The following is an 11,877-nucleotide window of genomic DNA, read 5'->3' on the forward strand; positions in this document are numbered from 1 at the left end:
ATCCAAAACTCTTAAACACAAAGGCCACCAGCTTCCGGCTATGCCGACACCAACCTGCGGGTATGCCGACACCTCATCTTGCAACATCGAAATTATGAAACTAGATTTATAGTGATGCGCCTATCATTCTCAAGGCAAATGAGGGTGATTTCAGACGGATTCTGAGTTGCCATTACTATCAAATTTAGATGGAACTAACGCTATGAAAACTTCTCATTTGGCTGGAATAAGCATAACTGTCATTTGCGTTTCAATCGCCATACTGGTGTATGACGCATCCTCGTCAAACATGCACACTTCATTCGAGCACAAAGAAAGTCACTCTCATCAAAGCGATCACGACGACTCTCACGCTTCAGCGGATACTTCTCATTTTGATACACAAGACCCTAAACAAGCGGCATTTTCAGACCAACAAATTTTCCCTATTCCGAATTCGACCGATATCGATAATGAACTTGCCAAAATAGGTTGGGCGTTATTCAAAGACCCTAATTTGTCATCCAATCGAAGTGTCAGCTGCGAGAGTTGCCACAGCTTGCAAACCAACGGCGCAGAAGTGATTCCGGTATCGATTGGGGTAAATGGAGCGGGAATGCGTAATTCACTCACGGTTTTTAACGCTGTATTTAACTATCGATTCTTTTGGGATGGTCGAGTAAATAACCTTTCCGATCAAATTGATGGCCCAGTGCACAACGTCGACGAGATGGATTCTAACTGGCAACACATTACTGACTATGTCTCACGTTCTGAGGCTTATATCAACATGTTTGAAGACCAAGCAACGCCGATTAACACAGCCACGATTAAGGCAGCCCTCATCGAATTCATGCGTGGCTTAACAACGCCCCATTCCCTTTTTGACCAATATTTACGAGGCGACCACTCCGCACTTTCAGATGCAGCAAAACGAGGTTGGGAAACCTTTCAAGAAGAAGGTTGTATTCGTTGTCACCAAGGCACCAACATTGGGGGCGGCATGGTCATGCGATTTGGTTATTTTGGATTGTCCAAAACAGGCTCAGAACGAAGTGAAGATCAGGGACGCTTCATGTTTACGGCTCAACCTCAAGACAAACACCTTTTTCGTGTGGCGAGCTTAAGAAACGTCGCGATAACAGCTCCCTATTTCCACGATGGTCAAACCGCCACGCTAGAAGAAGCAATTAAAATCATGGGTGAAAGCCAACTTGGAAAAACCTTTGAAGAACAGACCATCAACGACATTAAAGGCTTCCTCGAAACCCTCACTGGTAACCGCCCTCAAATGTTAGTGGAGTTTGAAAATGAATAAAGTCAGGCTCATCTTTCTACTGTTTATCTCGCTGTTTATCGGCTTGATCAGTTTCATTATGTTGACCTACTCAGAGCATGAGAAGGTCACAGAATATGGGGAATCGGTTCGGGAGCTTGGGCATGAAGTGCTAGAAATGCGCGACCAAATAACCAATGCGGCTCTCGCAGGCATTTCTAATCCGTATAAAATGTCAGCAAACTTGGTCACTCTTGAAAAAGAACTACAGGAACTCAGAAATAGCTATCAAGGGAAAAACATTCACTCTGCTTTCTTCCAAGACTTACAAACCACGCAGTTACTTGAACATTTCCACAATGCTTCAATGTCGAATGTTGATACATTAGACAACCTTGTTGGACTAAGTGTGGCTCGCCAGTTCATTCTGCAATCCCTCACTCTACAGCTGACAGACTCAAAGAATAGCCCAGAGAATACTGGATCTAACTCCGATTCAAACATCAACATTCAAAGTGAGCTTTTAGCAAGCGTGCTGTTTTCTGGTACCCAAATTCAGTATCAAGACACCAATTCAGATTTAGCGAACTTGTCTCAAACGTTTACCGAACTGAATCAACAACAAAGCCAGTTGCTGTCACAGATCCTTTCCGTGCATAGCATGGAGTACCTTGAACAGATCGAACATCAATTTACCGACGTTCAAGACCTGTTAAAGGGCATCATAGTTAAACTTATCATCACGTTAGCGCTCCTAACCGTCGCCTTTTCATTCGCTCTCTTTATCCTGCGTGTGTTTGAGCTAAAACGAAACAACCTCTCCTATCAAGAAGCGGCAGACAAAGCGGAAAAAGCGAGTGAAGCTAAGTCTCTATTCCTCGCGACAATGAGCCACGAATTACGAACCCCGATGAATGGCGTGTTAGGTATCGCACAAATCATTAAGGAAGATTCTCAAAGCGCCGATACTCGCAAACAAGCGCAGATCATCATCGACTCTGGGCAACACCTCGTCACCATATTGAATGACATTCTCGATTTCTCTAAAGTTGAACAAGGGAAAATGGAGCTCGAATATAGCCCGTTCTCAGTAACAGACGTAGTTACACACCTCGACAAAACCCTAACACCACTCGCGACGGATAAAGGCCTCACCTTTACCATAAAGGATAGTATCCCGACCAATATCCAGTTAATTGGCGACCCTGCACGTACCCGTCAGATCCTATTTAACTTGGCAGGCAACGCGGTCAAATTTACTGAATCAGGCAAGGTAGAAGTTGAATTCTTAATAGCGCCAACCACTCCACCAAGCGTGAACATTTTGGTCACGGATACTGGTATCGGCATCGCTGAAGACAAGGTCGACCATATATTTACAGCCTTTGAACAAGCCGAACTGTCCACGACACGTAAGTTTGGGGGAACTGGATTAGGATTATCGATTGTGAAGCAGTTAGTCGAGCTGATGGGCGGCACCATTTCAGTGTTCAGCCAACTGAATGTGGGCACGCAATTCACTATCTCTTTACCGTTAGAAATGCACGAACTTGAAGACAAAGTCGTCGACCAAATACCAACGAAAGTGAATGAAACGCTAGATGATTTCTCAGTATTACTGGTGGAAGACAACAAGATAAACGCAATGGTTATTAGGAAGTTCTGTGAATCTATCAACTTGACGGTAGAAAACGCCTACGATGGTTTACAGGCCTTAGATAAACTGGCGTCAAACCAATATGATTTGATCATAATGGATAACCACATGCCTAACATGAGCGGTATTGAAGCCATTCAAAAAATCCGGAACGAACTCAAACTCACCACGGTCATTTTTGCTTGTACCGCCGATGTCTTCAAAGAAGCGCACGATGAGTTCATCGTCTCAGGGGCTGATTTCGTACTCACCAAACCATTGCAGAAAAACAGCTTACAAAACGCGATCAATGAGTTTCACCATCAGTTTGAGGTTAACCGACATAAATTGGCTAACGCACATGAGCTTTCAGACAAGGATGACAGCAACATCACCATGTTAACGCGTCACCCTAAGTTCAAACTACCACTCACAGAAGAAGAGATTTCGCGCAGCAAGTTACTCACAAACGACAAATTGGAGATGGACGATAAACTCGAATGCTTAACGTCACTGGTCGATGAGCTAGAAAATGAAATTGATGAGTTGATTGAACTCTTCTCTAGCGCCCGAACAGATGATCTATGCAGAACCCTGAAAGCAGTCAGAGCAATCGCTTCAAGGTTTGAAATGACAGAAATGCTTGAGCTCGCGACTTCAGCCGAGCAGATCACGGAACATCACGTCATGCCAGAAGCGGAATTGCTTCAACAGTTGATCAACCGCTTAATGGTCAACAGCCACCAAGCAACCCGCTTAATCAATAAACTCAATCAGCAACGCAAAACCGGCTAAGTGAGGTATCAGATGAAATGGCAATGGAATTTACCCAACACTGGTCCGCATCTGTTCTTAGCCCTTGGTGCGACCATCATTTTCTCGGTCGATTATCATGTCCCGTTAGGCATTGCGATGGCCGTGCCTTACGTTACGATTGTCTTGCTTGCATCGACAACACGAGAGCCGTTTTCAGCCATTATGTGGGCGATCGTCTGCACCATTCTCACCCTACTCGGCTACTACTTATCCCAAACAGCCAGCGAAACTTGGTTTGTCGTGTTGAATCGCGTTATCACCATTTACGCCATCTGGGTGTCAGCGTTCATTCCTATTTATATCAATCTACAAGCGCCTGACTCTTTGGAGGACGTCGATTCGGATGGTGTCCCAAGGGAAATGTTGAGTAAGTCATTAGAGGACTCTAAAGACGCCATTATTGTCACTGATGACCAAGGACGAATTAAATGGGTCAATCCCGCTTTTACACACAGTTCTGGGTTTACTCTCGAAGATGTACTTAAAAAGAATTTGACTGAGATTCAACAAGGCAAAGCGTCCGACATCGTTAAAATCAGGCAGAAGTCAGAGGCACTGAATCGACGAGATCGATACGAATCTGAAATACTGCAATACCGTAAAGATGGTACGTCATATTGGGTCAAAGAGTCCATTTCTCCAACTTTTGAAGAGATAACCTTGGTTGGTTTTGTCTCAGTTCAGCGAAATATCAAAGGACGCACCGATAAACCCGACAACACCACTCATAGTGTGACTCAAAGTAAGCCAGAAAATCACACGACAGAAACGCCTTTTAACAAGACCAGTGAGAACAAAAGCAAGACAAGCAAAACTAAAACAACGATTTCTAAAGACTCGAGTGATGATGCTGAGCCACCAGCAAACCTAGCCGAAGACGGTACCACTTCGATATTGATCGCCGAAGATAACAACGTGAATAGCATCATCCTGACTAAGCTTCTTAACCAACTCGGTTATCAAGGCATAGACCACGCCGAAGATGGCTCAAAAGCCGTAAATATGGCATTGGATAAGCATTACGACATCATATTGATGGACCACCACATGCCGAAGATGACAGGCTTGGATGCGACCAATGTTCTACTAAAAGAACACAAGCTACCCACCACGATCATTGCCTGTACCGCTGATGTCTCGAAATTAGTACAACAACAGTTTCACGACTTGGGCGTTAAAGGCGTTATTCATAAACCTATTGATAAACACATGCTCGCAGAAATATTGGATGAAAGCACTCAACAGAGTTCGACACCATCCAATAACTCAACAAACAAAGGCGTTGCCTGAAGAAAATTTACTCTATTTCACCGAAAAAAGCACAACTTCAACGTGCAAGATTTAGCCTTACGTTAAGTTTCGGTGAATTTTGCCAAATCGAGACAAGGTAACTTGAAATACTTCGTTCTGCATGAGACTGTAAAAATATCTCACTAAAATAACTGTATGATTATGAAAACATTACAATCCATCGCGCTGCTTTCCACAATTATCGCAGCACCACACGTGTTAGCTGACGTGACAATTGAAGTTCCTTCTAGCGTAGATGTCTTAGCGGTTAACGAAGCTAAGCCAGATCTTGACGGTAGTCTTTTCTCTTCTCATAAAACGCTAACCGTTCCAGACGGTCAGAACCAGATCGTATTCCAATATCAATTGGCTTTTGATAAAGGTAACGACCGTGAATTCGTTGATAGCGACGCAATCATTGCTACTTTTAGCGCAGCTGACGCCGCATTGACGTTCGATATGCCGAAGTACCGCAATACCGCTGAAGCGAAGAAAGGTTTTGAGAACCTTGATTGGAAATTGGTTGATGAAGACCAAAACGCAATTAGCGTTAAGCAAGATAAGCTAGTGAAAGATGGTATGCAGATTGGTCGTAAATACCCTCAAGAAGCTAAAGAGTACAACAAGAAAGGTGGCATTGCAGCTCTAGCAATGGGTACAGCAGCAGGCGCTACAGCGGCCGTTGTTCAACCAGTAACGCTACCAGCAAAAATCGACGCTAATGCATCAAACACTGCAGAAGAAATGCTTTATTTCTGGTACGAGAAAGCTGACGCTGAAACCAAGCAGAAATTCAAAGAATACGTGAACAAGTAGATCGATTTATCGCTCGTTCAAGCAAAAAAAGCTGGCACATTGTGGCCAGCTTTTTTGTATCTGTTTCAATGAATAAGTGTTCCCGCTAAACCAACTCAACAGAGAATGCTTCCCCATCAATTTTTGTTGGCCAGCCTAATAAGCCATATTCAGCAGCCAGTAAATGTGCACAACGGCTTGATACTCTGGTTTTAATCCAGTCGCCTATCCCACATACCTTGTATTCCAAAACGGCCATTTTCATAACAACTTACCCCATTTAAATCTAAATTTATAAATACAGAGTGGAAGTTATAGATATAGTGGATTCATGTATGTTCCAAAAGGAACACAACACTGCAGTTTACCCATAAAGTTGTACATGTTCTGTTCTCAATCATCAAAGCAGGGATTACTTGAACAAAATGATTGAGATAGCTGAGATGGGTTAGACGACTAAGGCTTTATATCTTCGACGGGGTTTCGCATCATCAAGTTCATTGGCGAAATTCGTTCATAAAGTCCTTCGATATCCGTAATGAAGACCTTGCCTCTTTGAATGGTCACCAAACCCGCTTGTTCAATACCCTTCAGTACTTCATTTAACCGCGACCTTGAGATCCCGGTAATCGTGCTCAATTGAGTCTGCGACACATTAATACTGACCGTTGCACCTGTTATGTTCGTTTGGCGAGCGGCGAGCTCTAAGAGCACATAGATCGTTTTCTGTTCTTTCTCGTGAATCGATGAGAGATAAGCCTGCATCCAGATAGACTGAGCTCGGGTACCGCAATGAAGCAGCCATTTGAAGACCATACATTGCTCTTCAGCCAATTCTAATACCTTATCGGATGGGAAAAGTATCATAGAGATGGGTTCAACCTCTTCTGCAACAGCAAATAGGTTGTATTCGGCGTGAATCGTTAAGGCCCCCATCCAATCGCCCTTTCCGATGACTCCACCAGAAAGGCTCTTCATGTTCTCGGTCGAAAAGCAGATTCCCGCAGAGCCACTAAGAATATAGAAAACACCAGGTAGGTTTTGAAACTTTTGTGTGATCTCAAGGCTGTGGATACCCGTTTTGAAAACGGCAATCTCAACTAAGCTATCGATCAACTCTTGTGGCAACTCACACGGCCACTGTATTTGTTCACTGATTGTTGGTTCTAGCAACGGTTTAATCCTCCTCCGACAATCGCTGTACAAGGTTAACGTTGTATACCCAGATCTTTAGAGATCTCCTTTAAATGTAGTTCATCCTCTCGGAGGTAAGAGGTTTTTGTTTAAATAAAATCTTATATCTTAGTAGCTTAAGTCATTTACTTAGTTTGCGAATCGTGCGCAGGCGAAACAAAAAACGACCAGCAATGGCTGGTCGTTTCTATTTTTTGTGAGGGATAGATTACAGATCACTTACTTGTTCAAGATACGCTTGAACGACATCTCGATATTGCTGCTTCAATGACTCTTCAATAAAGCTCGCTTCGATGGCATTCAAAGTAAACTGCGCCAACTCTTGCTGCGTCATCTCATGAGCTTGGCTCACTGCGTTGAAGTTATCCGACATGTAGCCACCAAAGTAAGCCGGATCATCAGAGTTAATCGTGACAGCCACACCCTTTCTCAACAGCTCGACAATGTTGTGGTCTTCCATGACATCAAACACTCGCAATTTGATGTTAGATAATGGACACACGGTCAGCGGCATTTTCGTCTCAATCAATTCGGCGATCAAAGCGTCATCAGTCATGCACTGCACACCATGATCGACACGGCTCACACTGAGCATCTCGATCGCATCGACGATGTTTTGAGCAGGTCCTTCTTCTCCGGCATGAGCCACAGTCAGAAAGCCCGCTTGTTTAGCTTGTTGGAATACGCGTCTAAACTTCTCTGGTGGGTGCCCTAGCTCTGAAGAATCGAGTCCAACGCCAATGATTTTATCTTTATGCTTTAACACATCGGCGAACGTTTGAATCGCACTCTCTTCAGACAGGTGACGCAAGAAACAGGCAATAATCTGCGACGTAATACCCAGCTCTTTTTGCCCCCGCTCGAGCGCACGATGAATACCGTTAATGACCGTGTCGAATGCAATACAACGATCGGTATGTGTCTGAGGATCAAAGAAGATTTCGGTGTGTATGACATTATCAGTTTTGCAGCGCTCTAAGTACGCCCATGTTAGGTCATAGAAGTCTTGTTCAGTGCGCAGCGCATCAGCACCTTGATAATAGATATCGAGAAACGACTGCAAGTCATCAAATTCGTACGCGCGCCTTAACTGCTCTGGGGATGAATAAGGCAGCTCAATACCGTTGCGTTGAGCGAGTTGAAAAAGCAACTCAGGTTCGAGTGAACCTTCAATGTGTAAATGTAGCTCTACTTTTGGAAGCCCTTGAATAAATGCGTTCATATTTCACCTACTATGGATTTTAGGTGTGCACTTACTCTGAATAATAGACAGGATGTTTTTGAACGCCATTACAAAGAGTAAGAACACAATCGTGATCTAAACCCTTCGTAATCAGCACTTTGCGGGAGCTGGTAGAGACCCCCAAACCATATCATTGGGGTTATACGAAGCAAACGGTTGCTACTATACACCGTTCAACAGAGCTTTACAGGGTTCGACGGAGAATTACATCGCTCAGCTGGGATTTCACTAACCAATGACTCAATAAAGTCTTGAGGCTACATACCCTGTTTATTCAGAACAACATTCGACGCTTGGGTTGACAGACTTTAGCTGTTACCGCTATTTTTGTCTTAAACCCCCAATGATGGTCAATATGAAAGACAACCAATTCGATAGCTTTGAAGAGCTGCTCTCTCACCAAACCAACATTTTGACCGCTTGCCAGCCCAAAGATTTCGACAGCACTTTTGCCTTGCTGGCAAGAGAAGCGCTGACTTGGTTTAAGCTCGACAGGCTCACCCTATTTCCAAACTCTATGATTCTTTTGGACACAGGTAAGAGCATTTCAGTGTCTAAAACAGATACCCCACCGCTTGAAATGGAACGCTTTCTAAAAGGTAACTATCTTGATTACCTTAAGCTTTTACGTTCAAAAGAGTGTTGGCAATTGTTTCCAGAAGAGACACTTAAGAACCACAAACTCGACCCGTTACGTGTACTTTATGAAGAAGGTGCACATTGGCACGGCATTGTGAGCCTTTCGTTATTTGGACAACAATGGGGCGCTATCGGCTTCTCACGTTTCAACCGCTACGATACACCCATTGAAGCGGCGGATATGAAGCGCATCAAATTGCTCAGTGATATTTGGCTCTGCTTTTGGCAGCATTCTAAAATGACACGCAGTGTCACCAGCGATGAAGAAAACAACATCAATGAAAGTGAAAAGCTGCTGTTACTGACCAAAAAGCAATGTACCGTTCTGACTCAACTAGCCCAAGGCTATACAGCAAAACAATGTGCGGAGATTCTGTTTCTGAGCCCAAGAACCATTGAATCACACAAATACCGCATGTTAGATATTCTCGAGCTCGATAATCACACTGAACTGATTCAATTTGCGCTACGCAACGGTTTTGGGATCGACAATAAATAAGTCTATCATCAAAAACAGCCCTGTCATCCAACGTACCTTCCCCAGCAATAAACGCCCGAGATAACATAAAGCCCTAAACCATGAACAGTTTAGGGCTTTGAACTATTGCTATTCTATTCGCCATTTCAAATCAGACGATTCACTAATAATCAACGGTAGTCAGGTCTGATTCTCGACATCAACAACATATCAATATATTTCCCGCCTTTGAATGTGCTCAGCCTTTTGGTGCCTTCTAATTGAAAGCCAACGCCTTCATAAAGAGCAATCGCACCGTGATTATCGGCATGTACTTCTAATTCAAGTCGGACGAGGTTAAGCCAGTTATCGGCCTGATTGATCGCTTCTTGCATTAACGCCTTACCTACCCCTTGACCGTGGTTGTCTGGGTGAATCGCGATCCCGAGGCCTGCACAGTGTCTGTCTCGAACCTTGGTCGTCATAAATAAGGTAATGTGGCCCACGACTTTACCTGACACTTCAGCGACTAAAGTGAAATGGTCTGAGTGACCAAACAGTCGCTCCACTTGATCAGAGCTGAGGAAAGGTTTTTGTGAAGTGTTTTCTGATACTGATGGATGACGATAAATATCAAAAATATCTTGGTTGTCTGTGAGTTCTAGGTGTCTAATTTGTATTTCCAAAGCGCTTCCTTACTATCTGATCTTTTTAACTGAACGACTTTCATACTACGGATAGCAACGAGCACCTACAACCTTAAAGATTATAAGTGCTCGAAATAATTAAACAGATAATAAACTCAACGAAATCTTAGTGTTATACAACGCTTCGGAATAGCTAACCCTTAGAACTTATAGTCGACACCGACGCTCGCGAGTACCTGCTCAGAATTATAGAAGTCGATATTGGAATCTATCGTTCTTAGACCCAGTAAGGTGATAAACGACCAATCTTCATAACCCATCAATCCGCCAAATTCATACGCTAAGAAGGCGCCGTATTCGTTCTCTTCACGCGTTTTACCATAAATCGGATTGGCTTCATCATACTGACGATCACTGGCATCCAATGTAACAACAAAGCCATGACGGCCAATTCTCTTCGCATAATTCAATTCGATACCGTAGCTATCAAAGCTGAGTGCACCGCCTTCCGCATCTGAATTGAAATACACCATAGAAGGTACTAGCAAGCCGGATTGGTTTGGCAATATAAAGCGATAACCTGCTTTAGCGTACAGATAGCTTCTTTCCCTATCTAACAGCGCTGCGTCTTGTGCCGCTATGGGTTGAGTACCTAGAGTGCCCGATAATTCATCATCAACATCAGATTCACCAATCGCGAAATCCGTTTGAAAGGCCGTTCCGCCAATGTTGGTCAGTTGTAGTCGTCCTACATTACCTTTCACATCGGTTTCGTTTCGATTGACACCAACGGCGTAAGGATCCGACCAAGCCTTACCAGAGATAAGCGTTGGCAACACAGAGACATCTAAGATGGTGCCGCCAGACAGTTGATGTCTGTAACCAATCTCAAACGCTATGGTACCGGTGGCGATATCCTCTCGCGTCGTACCGGCATAAACTTGGTGAGTTAAAGATTCACCAAAGGTGTATTGAACGGTTCCAAGAAAGCCAAGTAAGCCTTGGTTTTCACTGTCTCCTTCCATGGTATTGGTTGCTTGATTCGAGTTTTGCTCGGTACTCAGATTACTGCTGTCTGAATAGAAACCGGCCAAAACACTGAAGTTACCGCTGAAACCTTCACTCGGAGCAAGGCCACTATAAGCAGGCATTGAAGCAAATGCCGAAAACACAACTGGTAAAACAAACCTCATATTCACATCCGTTATTTGAATAATCACCCACTAACTATAAGTATCAAAATTGAATTACAACAAGTATTTAACGTGTATTTTTTATCCATCTGATGACTTTGGCTGTTGAAGTAAGTGTCACCAAGGTGCAATAAGTTGATCTATCGCTTTTAGGCTTTCGTAATACCTCTCGGAAATAACAGACAAACTCAAAGGACTACAATATGTTTAATCATTTAAGCAAGACTCTGTCAGTATTGGTTGCAACTCTTCTTTTCACAGCTTTTGCGCATGCGAATCATCATGGTATGAAGAAAGATATCGTTGATGTGGCAGCAGAAAACGGCTCGTTCACCACACTCGTTGCAGCGGTAAAAGCAGCAGGCTTAGTGGATACATTGAAAGGCGACGGCCCATTTACCGTGTTTGCTCCAACCGATGAGGCTTTTGCAGCATTGCCAGAGGGAACGGTCGACATGCTGTTGAAACCAGAGAATAAAGACAAGTTAGTCGCAGTACTGACTTATCATGTCGTACCCGGGAAAATTATGGCGGCTGAAGTAATGAAACTGAACAGTGCAGTCACAGTCCAAGGCGAAGCTGTAATGGTAGGGATTGATCATGGCAGTGTGATGATCAACAAAGCTAAAGTTGTGATGCCAGACGTTGAAGCAAGCAATGGTGTCATCCACGTGATTGACGCGGTACTACTACCAAAATAACCAATAGTTAA

11 protein-coding genes, 1 pseudogene and 1 riboswitch are annotated in these 11,877 nt (G+C 43.7%); of the genes and pseudogenes, 7 read left to right on the forward strand and 5 right to left on the reverse strand.

The features are described 5' to 3' along the window. The first annotated feature begins 202 nt into the window (after window positions 1-202). The 5 genes and pseudogenes from L1D37_RS01575 (at window position 203) to L1D37_RS01595 (ending at window position 5,813) form a co-directional block, all read left to right on the forward strand. Window positions 203-1,297, forward strand: coding sequence for a cytochrome c peroxidase (locus L1D37_RS01575; RefSeq protein ID WP_239846634.1), 1,095 nt, complete (start codon window positions 203-205; stop codon window positions 1,295-1,297). After that, on the forward strand, window positions 1,290-3,686 hold the full coding sequence (locus L1D37_RS01580) for an ATP-binding protein (protein WP_239846635.1): 2,397 nt from the start codon (window positions 1,290-1,292) through the stop codon (window positions 3,684-3,686). The genes L1D37_RS01575 and L1D37_RS01580 overlap by 8 nt, the downstream gene beginning before the upstream one ends. 12 nt (window positions 3,687-3,698) lie before the next feature. Continuing rightward, window positions 3,699-4,397, forward strand: a pseudogene (locus L1D37_RS23985) (PAS domain S-box protein); the annotation flags it as partial. 42 nt (window positions 4,398-4,439) lie between these two features. Next, complete coding sequence (locus L1D37_RS23990; protein ID WP_345779416.1) at window positions 4,440-4,997, forward strand: response regulator; 558 nt, start codon at window positions 4,440-4,442, stop codon at window positions 4,995-4,997. 162 nt (window positions 4,998-5,159) lie between these two features. Then, complete coding sequence (locus tag L1D37_RS01595) at window positions 5,160-5,813, forward strand: DUF2057 family protein (RefSeq protein ID WP_239846636.1); 654 nt, start codon at window positions 5,160-5,162, stop codon at window positions 5,811-5,813. An 85-nt stretch (window positions 5,814-5,898) separates the two neighbouring features. Here the strand turns inward: L1D37_RS01595 and L1D37_RS01600 are convergent, their stop codons facing one another. From L1D37_RS01600 to L1D37_RS01610, 3 genes are all read right to left on the reverse strand, one after another. Beyond that, window positions 5,899-6,057 (reverse strand): hypothetical protein, encoded by a 159-nt coding sequence (locus L1D37_RS01600; RefSeq protein ID WP_176679797.1) that lies wholly within the window; start codon window positions 6,055-6,057, stop codon window positions 5,899-5,901. A 191-nt stretch (window positions 6,058-6,248) separates the two neighbouring features. Continuing rightward, entirely contained in the window at window positions 6,249-6,965 is a 717-nt protein-coding gene (locus L1D37_RS01605) for a Crp/Fnr family transcriptional regulator (protein WP_239846637.1), read from the reverse strand. Between the two features lie 229 nt (window positions 6,966-7,194). Further along, the gene (locus L1D37_RS01610; RefSeq protein WP_239846638.1) at window positions 7,195-8,208 is read right to left on the reverse strand and encodes an adenosine deaminase; all 1,014 of its coding nucleotides are present in this window, start codon (window positions 8,206-8,208) and stop codon (window positions 7,195-7,197) included. Between the two features lie 88 nt (window positions 8,209-8,296). Next, a riboswitch (purine riboswitch) is annotated at window positions 8,297-8,396 on the reverse strand. A gap of 188 nt (window positions 8,397-8,584) precedes the next feature. Between L1D37_RS01610 and L1D37_RS01615 the strand changes: the two genes are divergently transcribed. Then, window positions 8,585-9,367 (forward strand): LuxR C-terminal-related transcriptional regulator, encoded by a 783-nt coding sequence (locus L1D37_RS01615; protein ID WP_239846639.1) that lies wholly within the window; start codon window positions 8,585-8,587, stop codon window positions 9,365-9,367. Between the two features lie 149 nt (window positions 9,368-9,516). Here the strand turns inward: L1D37_RS01615 and L1D37_RS01620 are convergent, their stop codons facing one another. Then, window positions 9,517-10,011, reverse strand: coding sequence for a GNAT family N-acetyltransferase (locus L1D37_RS01620; protein WP_239846640.1), 495 nt, complete (start codon window positions 10,009-10,011; stop codon window positions 9,517-9,519). Between the two features lie 161 nt (window positions 10,012-10,172). Then, the gene (locus tag L1D37_RS01625; RefSeq protein ID WP_239846641.1) at window positions 10,173-11,165 is read right to left on the reverse strand and encodes a DUF2860 family protein; all 993 of its coding nucleotides are present in this window, start codon (window positions 11,163-11,165) and stop codon (window positions 10,173-10,175) included. A gap of 203 nt (window positions 11,166-11,368) precedes the next feature. Between L1D37_RS01625 and L1D37_RS01630 the strand changes: the two genes are divergently transcribed. After that, a complete protein-coding gene (locus tag L1D37_RS01630) occupies window positions 11,369-11,866 on the forward strand; it encodes a fasciclin domain-containing protein (protein ID WP_176679803.1) in 498 nt (165 codons plus the stop codon). Window positions 11,867-11,877 lie beyond the last annotated feature (11 nt).

The sequence above is a fragment of the Vibrio sp. Isolate33 genome, assembly GCF_022397895.1.
Lineage (GTDB): Bacteria > Pseudomonadota > Gammaproteobacteria > Enterobacterales > Vibrionaceae > Vibrio > Vibrio pomeroyi.

Coding starts and splice junctions, on each gene's coding strand:
- L1D37_RS01610 (WP_239846638.1), bottom strand. CDS start 8,208: ATGAACGCATTTATTCAAGGGCTTCCAAAAGTAGAGCTACATTTACAC.
- L1D37_RS01575 (WP_239846634.1), top strand. CDS start 203: ATGAAAACTTCTCATTTGGCTGGAATAAGCATAACTGTCATTTGCGTT.
- L1D37_RS01580 (WP_239846635.1), top strand. CDS start 1,290: ATGAATAAAGTCAGGCTCATCTTTCTACTGTTTATCTCGCTGTTTATC.
- L1D37_RS01600 (WP_176679797.1), bottom strand. CDS start 6,057: ATGAAAATGGCCGTTTTGGAATACAAGGTATGTGGGATAGGCGACTGG.
- L1D37_RS01595 (WP_239846636.1), top strand. CDS start 5,160: ATGAAAACATTACAATCCATCGCGCTGCTTTCCACAATTATCGCAGCA.
- L1D37_RS01615 (WP_239846639.1), top strand. CDS start 8,585: ATGAAAGACAACCAATTCGATAGCTTTGAAGAGCTGCTCTCTCACCAA.
- L1D37_RS01625 (WP_239846641.1), bottom strand. CDS start 11,165: ATGAGGTTTGTTTTACCAGTTGTGTTTTCGGCATTTGCTTCAATGCCT.
- L1D37_RS01630 (WP_176679803.1), top strand. CDS start 11,369: ATGTTTAATCATTTAAGCAAGACTCTGTCAGTATTGGTTGCAACTCTT.